The sequence below is a fragment of the Spongiibacter sp. C9W genome, assembly GCF_057370015.1.
In genome coordinates this window covers 1,176,474-1,191,115 of the sequence record NZ_CM170672.1, presented here as the reverse complement: position 1 = coordinate 1,191,115, position 14,642 = coordinate 1,176,474, and the positions used below count along the sequence as shown (strand labels likewise).

Below are 14,642 nucleotides of genomic sequence, written 5' to 3'. Positions count from 1 at the left end.
TGGTAAGAGCGGCGTCTTTGTCACACTTTGGGCGACTATTCGTCGCCCAGTGGGATAGCGGGCGCCCAGCGTAACCAGCTCGGTTCCACGTCGGCGTGCAGCGGAAAGTGCTGGCTGGCTTCTGCCGGGGGTGCCAGACCGTCCTCGCCCCGCCCTTCTGGGGTGGCGAAGGCGATGCCGCCTTCAAGCAGCGATTCGACCGACTTACTGCGGATGGTCGTGCCGCTGAATAGGCCAAAATTAATGGCGACGCCGCTGGAATTCCAAAAGCGGGTGTTGCGCCGCACCAGCGTGGCGTAGCGGGGCTCAATATTAATATGGATTAAGGTACGGCGTGCATCGCTAGACAGTTCAAAGCCGTAGACTTCACCCACAGGAATGTCGCGATAAAAGACCTTCACACCCTCTTTGAGTGAGCCGCGCTGATCAGCACTCAATATTACATTCAGCCCTTTGGCAGGCGCCCGCAGCGGTGGCGCGCGCTCCAAGCCGATAAACTCTGTGAGCACGTCGCCGCTGCCCGGTAGTACGCTAATATAGGCGCCGGTTACCAGGGTTTCGAGATTGCGCGTACCTACTAAGCCCAGTTGCGGCTTCACCACCCAAAAGCGGCTACCTTCGCGGGCGATAGCTTTTGCCGAAGGCGCCAGGCGGGCACTGACCACAACGCCTTGCATGCTCTGGTCCAGCTCAACGGCGGTCACTTCGCCGACCTTGATTCCCTCGTATTTAATTTCGGTTCCCTTACTTAGACTGGCGCCGCTGGAGAAGTACAGGCGAATTTCTCTGCCCTTATCGGCAAAGCTGCTTTCGTAGTCCTCGTGCAGGGTATAACGCAGTCCCTCCCAGGCAGCTTGCGGGCGAGCCACTTCAGGAGTGTGAAAGGCAATGCCGCCACTGACAATGGTCGCCAGCGACTCGGTTTTTACGTCCAGGCCGCCGAGGCCACCGCTGATACTAATGCCGCTGGCGTTCCAGAACAGCGATTCGCGGTGCAATAGGTGGGCGTAGCGCTGATGAATAAATACGCCGATTTCAACACCTTTGCGCTGTAGTGACACGCTTTCCACTTGTCCGACAGCGATCTTGCGAAAATACACCTTGCTGCCAATTTTCACCGAGCCCAGTTCGTCGGCCTCGAGCACCACCCTGACCCCAGGCGCACTGATCCGCTGGCTGGGGGCGTCGCGCAGTGCCGTGTAGCGTTCCTGCAGCTCGCCGTCTTCGCCGTCGACATTCACGGCGATATACGGCCCTCCCAGCAGGGTGTCGAGTCCCTCAACACCTGAACCCGACACTTTGGGGCTGACTAGCCAAAACTGGCTATTTTCATTGAGGTAGTCGTAATAGGGGGCGTTGATGCGCAGCTCGGCCTCGGCACCGGCGGTAGGGCCAGCCTCATTAAAGCGCAAGTTCTCGACGCTGCCGATGCGAATACCTTGCAGGCGAAGGTCCGCACCCTGGTTCAGGCCCTCGGCGCTGTCGAAGGCCACCACAATGCGCTTGCCGCCTTCGGCGTGCGCGCGGTTTTGATGCAGCGTAAATCGGTGACCGCTGTCGACAGCGTCGCCGTCTTCGGGACTGTCGAAGGCCACACCGCCCGCAAGAATGCTCGCCAATGAGCCGGTTTCAAGCTGGACGCCTTGCGGTCCCGCTGTGACTTTAACGCCGCTGTGGTTCCAAAATCGGCTGCGATGGTTAATGAGATGGGTGTAGCGTGGGTCGATGTGGGCAGTAATCTCCACACCGTCGTCAAGCAGTGTATAGCCTTCAATATCACCGACGTCGATTTGCTGATAGAGCACGGGGGCGCCAACAGATAGCGAGCCCAGCTCTTTGGCGTGCAAGGTGATTTGGAGCCCCGAGTCGCTGCGAGGCGTGGCCGGGGGTTCGAGTAGCGCGGTAAAACTGCGCGCCGCTTGACCGTCGCCGGGTTGAAAGCTGATGTAGTTGCCGGCGACCAGGGTGTCGAGCCCCGACACGCCAGAGAGCGAGATTTGCGGTTTAACCAGCCAGAACTTGGTGTTCTCGTTAATCAGTGGCTCGATCTGTGTTTGCAGGTCCAGCGTGGCATTTACCCCTTTTAGCGCGTCGTCGAGTTGAAGTTGACTGACGCTACCCACGGTAATTCCTTGGTATACCACGGGCGTTTTGCCAGCGGTAATGCCGCTGCCATTGTCAAAGTGTACGGTCACCTGCAGGGCATTGCTGCTCAGGTTTTCGTAGAGCAACCACATTGCAATGGCTGCGGCCACCACAGGAAGTAACCACACTGCCGACAGCCGTTTTTTGGTTTTTAATTCGGCTTGGGGATAGTTTTGTTCAGTGTTTGTCATGGTGTTCCAAATCCCAAATCAGTCTCGGGTCAAAGCTGTTGGCGGCAAGCATGGTCAATACCACCGCACCAGCAAAGGCAGTGGCGGCGGGGCCGGTATCGACGGTGGCGATATTGCCAAGACTGACAACAGTAACCAGTATCGAAATCATGAATAGGTCCAGCATCGACCAGCGGCCGATAAGGTGCACAAAACGGTAGAGTGCGGTGCATTGCTGCTTGCTCAGCGAAAGGCGAAACTGCACCACCATCATCAGTAATAGCAGTGCAACGATTTTAATAATTGGCACAACGATGCTGGCAATAAAGACAACGGCGGCGATCGCTCGCAGATCTGCCTGCCACAGGCGAATGATCCCCGACATAATGGTGTCGGGCACGCCCTGTCCTAGATTGACAACCGTCATAATGGTTAAGACATTCGCCGGTATCAGCAGCACGGCGGCGGCGAGGCACAGCGCCAGTGAACGCTGCAGACTGTGATGGCGGCGGAAGTAGAGGTGGGCATGACAGCGCGGGCAGCGTGCCAGGTGATGTTGGTCGCGCGCAGGCATGGCGCTGAGTAAGCCGCAGTGCTGGCAGCGGGCGAGCCCGTGTTGCTTGGCCGTTGCTGCGTTCATGTCTGCCTCCGCTGCCAAAACTGCCAGGCTTGCTCGGCATTAAAGCTCTGCGCGCAAAGGATAAGGCTGATCATTAAACCGGCCAGGCAGTAGCTTCCGCTGAGAATGTGTATCTCACCGTCGTCCATCATCTTCACGTAGGCCACTAAAATTCCGATCGCATAGACCTCCAACATGCTCCACTCCTGCATAAAGTTGCCGAGCTTGATGCTTCGAGAAAAGCTTGGCGGGCAGTAGTTAAGGTGCTGGCAAAGAGCGATAAAGGTATTGAGGAGTAAGTGCATTAGCGGCGCTAACAGCGAGCAGAGTAATACAATCAGAGACAGCAGTTTGAAGTCCTGTTGCCACAGCCTGAGTACGCCTTCTGCAAGGGTGTTACTGCCGGTTTGCCCGGCCAGGGTAAATTGTAAAAGTGGCAGGCAGGTGGCGGGAATGAATAAAATCAGGCCACACAAACCGGCGGCCAAACTGAGCTGTGGCAAGCGTGGCGGCGCCTCGGCTAAGACCGCATTGCAGCGCGTGCAGTGGGCGCGCTTTTTACTCTCGAGCCGTGGCAGCGTTTGCAACAAATCGCAGTCGGGGCAGGCGTGAAGGTGGGGTTGTTGCGTCATTGTTTGGCGTTTACTGCAGTGGCGCGAATAAGTAGGCGCAGCGGCTAGCCAGGCGGCGGATCAGCGACCAGCTGGCAACCTCTCTTGGCAGCAGCTGTCGACACTGCTTGAAGTCATTTTCGAGCATGTGAGTGAGTTCCCCCGCAAAACCCTGATCATAGACCAGTGCACTTATTTCAAAGTTCAGCCGGAAGGAGCGGTTATCCAGGTTTGCCGTTCCCACGACGGAAATCTCATCATCCACCAGCATGACTTTTTGATGCAAGAAGCCACATTGGTAGTAATAAAACTGCACGCCGTGGGGCAAGGTTTCTCGAATTGCTGAGAAAGACGACAATTTGATGATCAGTTTGTCGGGCTGCTCGGGAAGCATAATGCGTACATCCACGCCGCGCATCGCGGCCAGTTGCAAGGCGTGAATAATGGGGGTGTCGGGAACAAAGTAGGGGCTGACGATCCACAGGCGCTCTCGGGCTTGGTGAATGAGCGTTTCAAAAAACAATGCGCAGCTTTCAATGCTGTCGGCGGGGCCGGTGCCAATAATCAACATTTGTTGGTCGCTATGGTCACCGGGGGCGGCGTCACAGGGTGTAGGTGTCCAGTTCAGAGGTGGTAGTGACTCCTGTGCCCAGTACCAGTCTTCGACAAAACTCAATTGTACGGCTTGCACCGCTGGCCCTGTTATTGCCAGGCCGGTATCGCGCCAGGGTGTAAGGACGGGGTGTTGATGACGGTATTCATCGCCAATGTTCATACCGCTAATGGCAGCGTAGTTACCATCGCAAATGACAATTTTTCGGTGGTTGCGAAAGTTCAACTGTAGGCGATTGCCTGCGCCCTTGGTGCTATTGAAGGGGACAATTTGTACGCCGGCAGCGCGCAGTCTCTGCACGTATTGGCGCGGCAATTTTAGACTGCCGATTTCGTCGTAAATAAAGTAAACCGACACGCCTTCTTCGGCTTTTTTTATCAGTATCTCTGCCAGTTCATTGCCGATACGGTCGTTGCGCAGAATGTAGAACTCAAGCAGTACATAGTGTTTGGCAGCGCGGATATGCGCAAACATATCCGCGAAGGCCTGTTCACCATCAATCAACAGGCGAGCGTGATTACCACGAGTGAATGGCAGGGTGCTGAGGCGGTTGAGACCGAGCAGCCGCGAGTCTTGGCGGCTCGGATAGGTCTCGATATTTGAGAGCTGCGGCGCAAGCTCGCGGATCAAGTCTTCGATCGCTCGTGTATCGCCGCGTTTGGCGATCGCGTAGCCGCGAAATTTGCGCCGGCCGAATATCCAGTAGAGCGGCACAAAGAGCGGGGGGAGAACAATTAGCACAATGGCCCATGCCACCGCACCCTGAGCGGTGCGGGTTTTAAGAATGGCTTCCAGGGCCGAGAGTATACCGAGCAGCGCAATAAACGCAGCCACAGCGGCTGCCAGCCCTGACTGGTTCGCCACCACCCAGGCTGTGCTGCTCGAAAAAAAGTCACTGATTCCCATGTGCCCTCATGCAAGTAGTCGCGACGCCGTGGCCTTCACCCGCATAGACGATGCCGAGTGTTGCGTAGCCGATGGTAAAGTGATTGCCATGAGAATACGACTGTGCGTGTTGCTTTCACAGTTTTGCAGAATGGGAATGTCATTATGAGTAGAGTTTTTGCCACACCCTCGGCCCTGTTGGACGCAGTGGGTGAACATTTGGGGGCCAGTGAATGGCTGGAGGTTGACCAGCAGCGTATCAACCTTTTTGCCGATGCCACCGGCGATCATCAGTGGATTCACACTGACCCAGAGCGCGCGAAGGATGGGCCTTTTGGCAAGTGTATTGCCCATGGCTATTTGACCTTGTCACTGGTGAATTTATTCCTGCCACAAATTATCGATGTGCAGGGCATTTCAATGGGCGTGAATGTCGGCTGCGAGCGTATTCGTTTCCCGGCGCCGGTGCCGGTTGGCTCGCGAGTGCGCGGGGTGGGCGAGTTGCTCTCTGCAGAAGAGTTGAAGGGCGGCGTACAGTCGGTGGTACGGGTGACCATTGAGATTGAGGGCGGCGATCGCCCAGCCTGTGTGGTAGACACCATTAGCCGCTATTTCCCAGAGTAATTGCTCGTCTGCTGGGATCAGCAAAGTGAATATTAACGGCGGCCGTTAAAAACCTTTGATATAAGGAAGTGATAGGTCGGTCAGGGCCGCCGTGGTATAACAAAAGCGTTGCTATAAGGCGATACGAGATAGTCCCTATCCGCATGGAGGTTGTCAATGGATTTGACCCACGGCGATGTGCTTGACGGCGGTAAAGAGCTGCTGAGTAATGTGCCCATGTATATTTCGGCCGACGACGGCTATGCACAGTGGGGCGGCTGCTTGCACCTCAAGCGCCAGAATGGCGATTTGCTGCGCTCTGGGGAGTATCGAATTCGTTTGCGCGATGGTCGGCTCGGCAATATTGTCGTTCGTAAAGTGATCTCTACCAACGGTGCCCATCACCTGGAGGTGCTCTTTGAAGGGCGCGGCGAGCTAGCGCAACGGCGCGCAGGGTAAGCGCTTCGGTTTCTGAGTGGTCATCGCACTGCCATCGGATGCGTGTCCCCCTTTTTTTCATTTCTCAGCGCGCTGTTGGCGCCTTTCTTGTTATTTGTCGTATCACTCTTCGGCAGAATCCCCTATTTTGTGGGCATCGTATGCAATGTGTGTGGCTAAATGCGGCCAGTTTTCTTGCGGTGTTTGGCGTGTATGGGCGGCGATGGGCGAGGTCGGTATTGGATGTTGCCTGGCCCAGGGTTTGGAGAGTGTTAATGAAGGCGATGTCAGTAGTGGTGGCAAAATGCATCGGGGTGTCGGGTCTGGCCAGCGCGGCCCTGGTAATTGTGCACCCGATGAGTTTTGCGGGGCTTGAGTATTCCTGGAAAAGCGCCTCTTTGCTGCTGGCCCTGCAGGTTTTGTTGTCATGTCTGCTATTGTATGCCGCCGAGCAGCGCCGTCAGGGCGGCGAGATAGCAGAGAAGGCCTTTCCTGCAGCAGTTATGGCGGTGGTGCTTTGGGTTTGTATGTTTGCTTACTGGTTACAGCAAGCCGTTATAAACTAAGGAGTCATGAATGCTGCGCTGCGAATTATTGCCTCGCTTCTACGAAACCGATGGCCTGGGGCATATCAACAACACTGTCGTGCCCAAGTGGTTTGAAACGGCGCGCACGCCGATATTTAAGATCTTTAATCCCGAGCTCAGCCTTGATCAATGGAACCTGATTCTGCGCAAGATTGACGTGGAATTTATTGCGCAAACCTACCACGAGTATCCGGTAGAGGTACGCAGCTGGGTCAGTCATGTTGGCAACACCTCATTCACCGTGAGCCACGAGCTATGGCAGCGCGGTGAAATGACAGCAAGTGGCACGGCAGTGCTCGTGTACTTTGACTATAACGCCCAGCAGAAGGGTGTTATTCCTGAGCATTGCCGCAGCGCGCTTAAGGAGATAGTAAAAGACGATTGAGTCGTAGTGGGCAGGGGCTGCGCATAAATACCGCAATGAGCATCGATTAGCTCGGGCATTTATTGGTGCTAACGCGTATAATTTGCGCCCCCGCCGGTACTGTGTTCGTCTGACGCCGAATTTAACCGAGCGTCACCCTCGACCACCAGATCAGGTCCACATTATGAGCAACACTGTAACCGCAGACGCGGAGCTTCCCTTATTTACTGAACTTGGCCTGCTGCCTGCCGTGGAAACGGCAGTTTCAGAGCTGGGCTACGAGCGCCCCTCGGCGATTCAGGCGGCGACCATTCCGCTGTTGCTGGAAGGGCGCGACGTCCTGGGGCAGGCGCAAACCGGCACGGGAAAAACCGCGGCGTTTTCACTACCCATGCTGTCGATGCTGGATGTGAAGAGCAAATCCACACAAGCGCTGATTTTGGCACCGACGCGTGAATTGGCCATTCAGGTTGCCGAGGCAATCCAAAGCTATGCCAAGCATTTGAAAGGCTTGCGCGTGCTGTCGATCTACGGTGGTCAAGGCTATCGGGAACAACTCGATGCATTGAAACGCGGCGTGCAAGTTGTTGTCGGAACCCCTGGCCGGGTTATGGATCATATCCGTCGCGGTACGCTCAAGCTGGATGGTTTGACCCACCTCGTGCTCGATGAAGCCGACGAAATGCTACGTATGGGCTTCATTGACGACGTCGAATGGATCATGTCGCAAACGCCTGAAAGCCGGCAGATAGCCCTGTTCTCGGCGACAATGCCCGCCGCCGTTCGACGCATTGCCAATACCTACCTGAATGACCCCGAACAAGTAACGATCAAAACCGCCACAAGCACCGCGGTCAGCATTCGTCAGCGCTATTGGTTGGCGCGTGGTGCGAGCAAGTTTGATGCCCTGTGCCGCGTCTTGGAAGCAGAAGACTTCGACGGCATTATTATTTTCGTGCGCACCAAACTGGCCACCACTGAGTTGGCAGAGAAGCTCCAGGGCCGCGGTTATGCGGCGGCAGAATTGCACGGCGATATCGCCCAGGCGCAGCGTGAGCGCACCGTTGAAATGCTCAAGGGTTCGCGCTTGGATATTTTGGTTGCGACCGACGTGGTTGCGCGGGGCTTGGATGTCGATCGCATCAGCCACGTGATTAACTACGACATTCCCTACGACACCGAAGCGTATGTGCATCGCATTGGCCGTACTGGTCGGGCGGGGCGCAGCGGCGATGCTATTTTGTTTGTTGCGCCGCGCGAGCGCCGGATGCTGCAATCAATCGAGCGTGCCACACGTCAGCGTATCGAAGAAATGGGCCTGCCCGGTGCCGCCGAAATTAATGCCCTGCGTATACAGCGTTTTCAGGCAAAATTGTTGGCGACACTCGAAGCGGGGCGGGACAAAGACCTGTATCGCGAAATGCTTCAGGGTTTTTGTGAAGAGCACAGTGTCGACCCCCTGGATGTTGCGGCGGCACTGGCCCGCTTGGCTCAGGGCGATAAAGACCTGCTGCTTAAAGGCGACCCGAAACCCAGTAAAGCACTGGCGGATAAACCCGCCCGTGGCAAGGCCACGCGCACTGAGCGCCGCAGCCCTCGCGGTGCCGGACCAGAGTCGGGGATGGAGCGTTTCCGCATAGAAGTGGGCCGCAAGCACGGCGTTGGTGTGGGCAACATTGTCGGCGCAATCGCGAACGAAGCGGGTATCGATAGTGATTATATTGGCCGTATCCAGCTCTTCGACAACTTCAGCACCGTCGACCTACCTGCGGAAATGCCGGACGATGTGTTGAGCTCATTGCAGTCTCCTCGCGTAGCGGGGCAGCCAATGACCATGTCTCGATTCAGCGGAGAGCTGCCGGATACCCCTGTGCGCAAGCACCGCAAGGGGCCTTCTCCGTCGGGCAAAAAACCGCGCAAAGCCGACAAGTCTGGCGCCAAGGCGAAAGCCTCGGGAAAGGCGCCTAGCAAACGGCCGATCAAACTCCGCAATAAAGACTAGGGGCTAGGCCCTGCCGCCCGGCTCACGTACACTCTCCGCGAGTTTTTTTGAGAGGGTGTGCTGTGAGCGCGCGGATTTTTCTGCACTTTCTTCTGTTGGGCTGCGTCAGCTTTGGTGGGCCTACGGCGCATATCGCCTACTTCCGCAAAGTATTTGTTGAGCAGCGCCAGTGGCTCACTGACGAAGACTTCGCCCGCCAGCTGGCGCTGTGTCAATTTCTACCGGGGCCGGCATCGAGCCAGCTCGGCTTTGCCATAGCCCTTCAGCGCGGCGGCATTCCCGCGGCTTTCGCCGCTTTCATCGGCTTTACACTGCCATCGTTTCTATTGATGTACGGCCTTGCTGTGTTCAGCTTAGCGCAGACACCGGTGTGGATGCAGAGCCTTGTGGCAGGGATGAAGTTATTAGCATTGGTGGTGGTCGCTGATGCGCTAATCAATATGGCCAGACAATTTTGTTCAGGGCCCTGGCTTTGGGCCACCGCATCGCTAAGTGCGCTGGCGCTGCTGTTTATGATGCACCCTGCCTTGCAGTTGTCGCTAATGCTTGGCGCGGCGCTGGTGGCCTATTTTCGATCGCCGAAGATTGAGTGTGACCCACTACCCTCGGCGCGGCCGGCGCGCATTCCCTTGCTGTTATTTGTTGTCTTGTTGGCCGTGGCAGCGCTGATTCCCGACGCCGTGTTCAGCGAATTCTATCTCGTTGGCAGCATGGTCTTTGGCGGTGGTCACGTCGCGCTACCGCTGCTCAACGCCTTTGTGGGTAACGCGTTGAGTAGCGAGCAGTTTATTTTGGGGTATGCGGCGGCGCAGGCCGTTCCGGGCCCGATGTTTTCTATGTCGGCATACCTGGGGGCGATGTTGAGCCCAGCGCAACCGCTCGTTGGTGCATTGGCTGCCTGTACGGCAATTTTTTTGCCCGGTTTCCTGTTGGTGCTGGGTTTGTCGCGGGCCTGGCATACGCTGGCAGCCCGGCCGCGGGTGCGCGCCGCTGTGGCCGGCGTCAATGCGGTGGCGGTGGGCATGTTGGCCGCGGCCTGGGTTGACCCCTTACTGTTAGAGTTGCCTCGAGAGGCGGCCAGCATTGGGATGGCGATTGCGCTGTTCGCAGCGCTGCGTAGCGGCAAAGTGCCATTGCTGGCGCTGATCGGGGTTGTGGTCGTCTACTCGCTGTTTTTTCTCTAAGCCCCCATTTCCAAGGAGCGTCCATTCATGGCAAGTCAGGAAGCAATAAGTCAGTTTCTGATACAGGAATTCCCCCAGTGCAGCGCAGTTATCGAAGACCTGAGCGACGGCCGAGCGGTGGTGCGGCAGGCGGTTGACCACAGCTCGTTGCGCCCGGGTGGCACGGTTTCCGGGCCAACATTGATGGCGCTGGCCGACCTTGCTGTCTATGTGGCGGTGTTGTCGCGTATCGGCATTGTGCCGCTGGCCGTGACGACCAACCTCAATATTCACTTCTTAAAGAAGCCCGCCGCCGGAAAAGACTTACTGGCGCACTGTCGGCTAATTAAATGCGGGCGCAGCATTGCGGTTGCCGACGTTGAAATTTTCTCTGAGGGTGACGAACACCCGGTGGCCTATGCATCGGCCAGCTACGCGATTCCCAGGGGCTAAACGCAATCGGCGAGTGCGTTAGCCAGTATTTCATAGCTGCGCACTCTGGCGTAGTGGTTGTGCATTTGGCAGCTGATAATCAGCTCATCGACATTATTTTCCTCAATGAACTGCCGGGTCTGCAGGGCAATAGTCTGGGCATCGCCAATTGCGGAGCAATTCATCACTGACTGAATCAGCGCGCGCTCAGGGGCGGCGAGCTGATTCAGGTAGTTGGGTTTTGGTGGCGGCAATTGGCCAGGTGTACCGCGACGCAGGTTGACGAAGGCTTGCTGCATCGAGCTGGCAAGGTACTCTGCTTCAGACTGCTCCGGGGCGGCAAACACATTGAAACCGGCCATCGCGTAGGGCGCATCGAGGTACTTTGATGGTGTGAACTGCTGGCGGTACAGCGCAATAGCCTGTTGCAGTTGCCCAGGCGCAAAGTGCGAGGCAAAGGCGTAGGGTAGGCCGAGTTTCGCAGCGAGTTGCGCGCCGAAAAGCGAAGAGCCCAGAACCCACACAGGAATATCCAGCCCGACACCGGGAATGGCTCGCACCATTGCTTGGGGGTCGCCGTCGAAGTAATTAAGCAGCTCGACAACATCCTGCGGAAACTGCTCAACATCAGCATGTAAGTTGCGTCGCAGCGCACGAGCCGTGACGGGGTCGGTGCCGGGCGCGCGGCCCACACCGAGGTCAATGCGCCCTGGATACAGTGATGCCAACGTGCCGAATTGCTCGGCGATAATAAGCGGTGCGTGATTGGGTAGCATAATACCGCCCGCGCCTACCCGAATGCGCGAGGTGGCTGCGGCCACGTGCTGAATGACCAAGGCAGTGGCGGCGGAGGCGATACCGGGCATATTGTGATGCTCGGCGATCCAGTAGCGTTGATAGCCGAGGGATTCGCAGCGCTGGGCCAGTTCTACGCTGCGCGCTAGTGTTTCACCGACATCGCTGCCTTGCGCGACAGGTGCCAGATCGAGTACGGAGAGCTTGGTCACAGTGCTTTGTTTTCCTCAGCGTTTTCATTACCACTTGCTGCCAGCGAGTGCCCCGGGGCAGAGGGAAGGTCTTCACCGCGAAGCATTGCCCAGAACAGAGCGGTTTTTTCTCGACTATTTCGGTGCGCCTGATACTCAACGCCGCGTTGTGGCTCATCGGGGAAGAGTTGGATGCTCCACAGGGCATCGAGTTCGTGGGGTAGTATCGAGTAGCGAATATCGATGATCTTGCTTGGATTACCGGGTTGCAGGGCGGTATAGCCCTTGGAAAACCAGTCGAAGCGCTTTACGTCATTCGCCTGACGCGAGACTGACGGCAGCCAGGGCAGGTCGCGCGGAATATTTAGCGCGGCAATCGAGTCGCCGGGGTAGATACGGATATCCCGGGCCACGCGCACGGCATCCACATAAAAGCGGTCGTGACTGCGGTACACCGTTTTCCACAGTATTAAGTTGGCGAAAGAGGGTTTGGCCTCCAGTGATTCGACCTCGTGGCCGCGACTTGCTGCCAGCCGATAGCCCTCGGCCTCTGCGCGTTCGCGCTGCACAACACCCAGCAATGGGTAGGTGAGTATCCAGGCCAGAGCCAGGCGCGCAGCCCAGCGGCGATTGCCCTTCCATGCCAGCGCGACCAGCGCGGCGATGGGCAGGGTGTATAGGGGGTCAATAATCGACAGGATATTCCACGCAATGCGGGTGTCGCTAAATGGCCAGAGTAGCTGCGTACCATAGGTCGTGCAGGCGTCGAGGAGTGCATGGGTGGCGTAGCCGGCACCACAGAATAGTGCGCTGCGGCCGAAGGACATTGGCCACCGGCGCCGGAAGAATAGCCTCAGCACTGCGGCACAGAGTAGGGCGCCCACGGGAATGAAGACCAGCGAGTGGGTGAATTGGCGGTGAAATTCCAAAAACAGCAGCGAGTCGTGAGGAGAGCGAATCAGTACGTCTAGATCTGCCGCCATACCAGACAGGAAGCCCAGCGTGGCGGCGGCAACGGCATAGCGCCGCGGTGGCGACAGGTTTTGCGCGGCGCTGGCGCCAAGTAACCCTTGTGTGAGTGGATCCATATCAGGCTCAGGGAAGCAAAGCCCTCAGTGTAACGCGATTTCCGCTAGTGTGGTCGCCAGTGAGTGAATTGTTACACCTAGTGCAGCGACGCGCTTTCCATATGGGTACCCAAGACCGTTGTCAGGCTATCCAGGTGACGCATAAGCTCAATGCCGGCGTCGGTGAGATAACCGCCGTCTATGCGGCTGATGATGCCTTTGCTAAACAAGCGTTCGGTCGCGGCAATCAGCGCGGGGTCGGCATCGTGATGGACCTTGATGCCCTCCAGGCCCGAGGCGGGATTGAACTGGGAAAGCACACGAATTTCTTGCAAGATACTGTCCGACATTCTCATGGGCGAAGGCTCCAAATTAACAAAAACTGGCAGGCCTGAATCAATGTAGCCAGCATCGAGCAACTTTTCCATTGTTCGGCGTCCGGGCCGCGACACTAACTAGGATAACGATCATGTTCAGCGAATACTCTCAGTTCGACGCGATGGAATTGGCGGCTCTGGCGCGCCGTGGAGAGGTGTCGGCACAGGAATTATTGGATGCGGCACTGGCCAGGGCCGCCGCCTGTAACCCGCAGTTAAATGTGCTGATCCACAGTTTTGCCGATCGCGCCAGACAGCAGATTACTGATGGTCTGCCAGAGGGGCCCTTTCAAGGTGTGCCCTTTGTGCTGAAGGATCTAATGGCGATGTTCGCCGGTGAACCGATTTGTATGGGGAGTCGCGCGTTGTCCTATACCCCCCGTTATGACAGCGAGCTGGTAAAGCGCTATAAAGCGGCCGGACTGAATATTTTTGCGAAGTCGAATACGCCGGAATTTGGGCTGATTATCACCACCGAGCCCAAGCGTTTTGGCCCGTCTCACAACCCGCATCGGCAGGGTTACAGCACGGGTGGCTCCTCAGGGGGGAGTGCAGCAGCTGTGGCGGCGGGCATTGTACCCATTGCCCACGGTGGCGATGGTGGCGGCTCGATTCGCTTCCCTGCGAGCTGGTGTGGTGTGTTTGGTTTAAAACCGTCACGAGGCCGCAACCCAATGGGGCCCGACTTGGGGGAGGATTGGCAGGGGGCGGTGGCAGAGCATGTGTTGAGTAGAACCGTTCGCGATAGTGCCGCCATGCTAGACTGCACAGCCGGGCCGGAGCTGGGGGCGCCCTACAATATTCGGCCGCCTGAGGGCAGTTTCCTTGCGGCTGCTGAGCGGGATCCAAAGCCTTTGCGCATTGCCCTGTGCCGAGAGCCGCTGGTGCCGACCGATGTTGACCCCGAGGTACTGACCGGGCTGGAACAAACCGCTGAGCAACTGGCGGCGCTGGGACACCGGGTGGAGGAAGCTGAGCTGTCGGTCGATCGAGACCAAATGTGGCGCGACTTTCTGGTTATTGTCGGGGCAGAGGTAGCCGGTTTGCTGCGCCGTATTCAACGAGATTACCCCGGCAGTGACATCCGCCGCTGTGAACCCTCAACCAAAAATCTGGCAATGATGGGGCGCTCTTTTTCCGCGGCAGACCTCGTGGAGGCGCGCTACGGCTGGCACAAAGTGCAACGTGCCGCGGGTGAGTTGATGGCCGATTACGATGTCCTACTTTGCCCGACAACGCCCACCGCTGCTGTGCCACACGGTCAGTTACCGCCGTCACCCTGGGAGGCTGCACAAATGCTGGCGTCTCACCGTATGAATATAGGCCGAGCGTTAATGCGTAGCGGATTGGTGGAAAAAATGGCCTTGCCGGTGCTCGGGAAAATGGCCTACACCCTGCTTGGCAATATTACGGGCCTGCCTTGCATGTCGGTGCCGCTGCATAAAACCAGCACCGGGCTGCCGTTTGGTATGCAATTTATCGCCGGTATGTGTGAAGAAGAGTTGTTGTTTAGCTTGGCAGGGCAGCTAGAGCGAGAAGTGGGCTTTACCGACCTCCCGCTGCTGGCCTAGCGCGCGGCG

The 14,642-nt window shown here is 57.3% G+C and carries 15 protein-coding genes; 8 read left to right on the top strand and 7 right to left on the bottom strand.

Features of this window, described 5'->3' with window-relative positions; genetic code table 11:
• Positions 1-35 precede the first annotated feature (35 nt).
• Genes AC2Q8J_RS05745 through cls form a run of 4 tightly spaced genes read right to left on the bottom strand, consistent with a single transcriptional unit; the run spans position 36 to position 5,064 of the window.
• Positions 36-2,336 (bottom strand): PqiB family protein, encoded by a 2,301-nt coding sequence (locus tag AC2Q8J_RS05745; protein WP_486452364.1) that lies wholly within the window; start codon positions 2,334-2,336, stop codon positions 36-38.
• A complete protein-coding gene (locus AC2Q8J_RS05740; protein WP_036255498.1) occupies positions 2,323-2,955 on the bottom strand; it encodes a paraquat-inducible protein A in 633 nt (210 codons plus the stop codon). The genes AC2Q8J_RS05745 and AC2Q8J_RS05740 overlap by 14 nt, the downstream gene beginning before the upstream one ends.
• Positions 2,952-3,566, bottom strand: a complete 615-nt coding sequence (locus AC2Q8J_RS05735) for a paraquat-inducible protein A (protein ID WP_204996849.1) — start codon at positions 3,564-3,566, stop codon at positions 2,952-2,954. The genes AC2Q8J_RS05740 and AC2Q8J_RS05735 overlap by 4 nt, the downstream gene beginning before the upstream one ends.
• A gap of 10 nt (positions 3,567-3,576) precedes the next feature.
• Positions 3,577-5,064 (bottom strand): cardiolipin synthase, encoded by a 1,488-nt coding sequence (gene cls / locus AC2Q8J_RS05730; RefSeq protein WP_486452363.1) that lies wholly within the window; start codon positions 5,062-5,064, stop codon positions 3,577-3,579.
• Positions 5,065-5,208: 144 nt separating this feature from the next.
• Here cls and AC2Q8J_RS05725 point away from each other — a divergent pair, with 144 nt between their 5' ends.
• The 7 genes from AC2Q8J_RS05725 to AC2Q8J_RS05695 all read left to right on the top strand — a co-directional run bounded on the left by AC2Q8J_RS05725 (position 5,209) and on the right by AC2Q8J_RS05695 (position 10,653).
• Positions 5,209-5,667, top strand: a complete 459-nt coding sequence (locus AC2Q8J_RS05725; RefSeq protein ID WP_204996851.1) for a MaoC family dehydratase — start codon at positions 5,209-5,211, stop codon at positions 5,665-5,667.
• A 156-nt stretch (positions 5,668-5,823) separates the two neighbouring features.
• Entirely contained in the window at positions 5,824-6,105 is a 282-nt protein-coding gene (locus tag AC2Q8J_RS05720) for a hypothetical protein (RefSeq protein ID WP_204996852.1), read from the top strand.
• 254 nt (positions 6,106-6,359) lie between these two features.
• Positions 6,360-6,650, top strand: a complete 291-nt coding sequence (locus AC2Q8J_RS05715) for a hypothetical protein (RefSeq protein WP_486452362.1) — start codon at positions 6,360-6,362, stop codon at positions 6,648-6,650.
• Between the two features lie 10 nt (positions 6,651-6,660).
• Complete coding sequence (locus AC2Q8J_RS05710; protein ID WP_204996854.1) at positions 6,661-7,056, top strand: acyl-CoA thioesterase; 396 nt, start codon at positions 6,661-6,663, stop codon at positions 7,054-7,056.
• Between the two features lie 163 nt (positions 7,057-7,219).
• Positions 7,220-9,037, top strand: coding sequence for a DEAD/DEAH box helicase (locus tag AC2Q8J_RS05705; RefSeq protein WP_204996855.1), 1,818 nt, complete (start codon positions 7,220-7,222; stop codon positions 9,035-9,037).
• A 62-nt stretch (positions 9,038-9,099) separates the two neighbouring features.
• Positions 9,100-10,221: a chromate efflux transporter gene (chrA, locus tag AC2Q8J_RS05700; protein WP_204996856.1), complete on the top strand. Its 1,122-nt coding sequence runs from the start codon at positions 9,100-9,102 to the stop codon at positions 10,219-10,221.
• 27 nt (positions 10,222-10,248) lie between these two features.
• Positions 10,249-10,653, top strand: coding sequence for a PaaI family thioesterase (locus AC2Q8J_RS05695; protein WP_204996857.1), 405 nt, complete (start codon positions 10,249-10,251; stop codon positions 10,651-10,653).
• Here the strand turns inward: AC2Q8J_RS05695 and AC2Q8J_RS05690 are convergent.
• From AC2Q8J_RS05690 to AC2Q8J_RS05680, 3 genes are all read right to left on the bottom strand, one after another.
• A complete protein-coding gene (locus tag AC2Q8J_RS05690; RefSeq protein WP_486452361.1) occupies positions 10,650-11,639 on the bottom strand; it encodes an LLM class flavin-dependent oxidoreductase in 990 nt (329 codons plus the stop codon). The two genes, AC2Q8J_RS05695 and AC2Q8J_RS05690, sit on opposite strands and share 4 nt — an antisense overlap.
• Positions 11,636-12,706 (bottom strand): metal-dependent hydrolase, encoded by a 1,071-nt coding sequence (locus AC2Q8J_RS05685; protein WP_486452360.1) that lies wholly within the window; start codon positions 12,704-12,706, stop codon positions 11,636-11,638. The genes AC2Q8J_RS05690 and AC2Q8J_RS05685 overlap by 4 nt, the downstream gene beginning before the upstream one ends.
• Positions 12,707-12,783: 77 nt before the next feature.
• Positions 12,784-13,113, bottom strand: coding sequence for a TIGR02647 family protein (locus tag AC2Q8J_RS05680; protein WP_486452359.1), 330 nt, complete (start codon positions 13,111-13,113; stop codon positions 12,784-12,786).
• 41 nt (positions 13,114-13,154) lie between these two features.
• Between AC2Q8J_RS05680 and AC2Q8J_RS05675 the strand changes: the two genes are divergently transcribed.
• Complete coding sequence (locus tag AC2Q8J_RS05675; protein ID WP_486452358.1) at positions 13,155-14,633, top strand: amidase; 1,479 nt, start codon at positions 13,155-13,157, stop codon at positions 14,631-14,633.
• The last annotated feature ends 9 nt before the right edge of the window (positions 14,634-14,642 follow it).

Coding starts and splice junctions, on each gene's coding strand:
- AC2Q8J_RS05745 (WP_486452364.1), bottom strand. CDS start 2,336: ATGACAAACACTGAACAAAACTATCCCCAAGCCGAATTAAAAACCAAA.
- AC2Q8J_RS05740 (WP_036255498.1), bottom strand. CDS start 2,955: ATGAACGCAGCAACGGCCAAGCAACACGGGCTCGCCCGCTGCCAGCAC.
- AC2Q8J_RS05735 (WP_204996849.1), bottom strand. CDS start 3,566: ATGACGCAACAACCCCACCTTCACGCCTGCCCCGACTGCGATTTGTTG.
- cls (WP_486452363.1), bottom strand. CDS start 5,064: ATGGGAATCAGTGACTTTTTTTCGAGCAGCACAGCCTGGGTGGTGGCG.
- AC2Q8J_RS05725 (WP_204996851.1), top strand. CDS start 5,209: ATGAGTAGAGTTTTTGCCACACCCTCGGCCCTGTTGGACGCAGTGGGT.
- AC2Q8J_RS05720 (WP_204996852.1), top strand. CDS start 5,824: ATGGATTTGACCCACGGCGATGTGCTTGACGGCGGTAAAGAGCTGCTG.
- AC2Q8J_RS05715 (WP_486452362.1), top strand. CDS start 6,360: ATGAAGGCGATGTCAGTAGTGGTGGCAAAATGCATCGGGGTGTCGGGT.
- AC2Q8J_RS05710 (WP_204996854.1), top strand. CDS start 6,661: ATGCTGCGCTGCGAATTATTGCCTCGCTTCTACGAAACCGATGGCCTG.
- AC2Q8J_RS05705 (WP_204996855.1), top strand. CDS start 7,220: ATGAGCAACACTGTAACCGCAGACGCGGAGCTTCCCTTATTTACTGAA.
- AC2Q8J_RS05695 (WP_204996857.1), top strand. CDS start 10,249: ATGGCAAGTCAGGAAGCAATAAGTCAGTTTCTGATACAGGAATTCCCC.
- AC2Q8J_RS05685 (WP_486452360.1), bottom strand. CDS start 12,706: ATGGATCCACTCACACAAGGGTTACTTGGCGCCAGCGCCGCGCAAAAC.
- AC2Q8J_RS05680 (WP_486452359.1), bottom strand. CDS start 13,113: ATGGAAAAGTTGCTCGATGCTGGCTACATTGATTCAGGCCTGCCAGTT.
- AC2Q8J_RS05675 (WP_486452358.1), top strand. CDS start 13,155: ATGTTCAGCGAATACTCTCAGTTCGACGCGATGGAATTGGCGGCTCTG.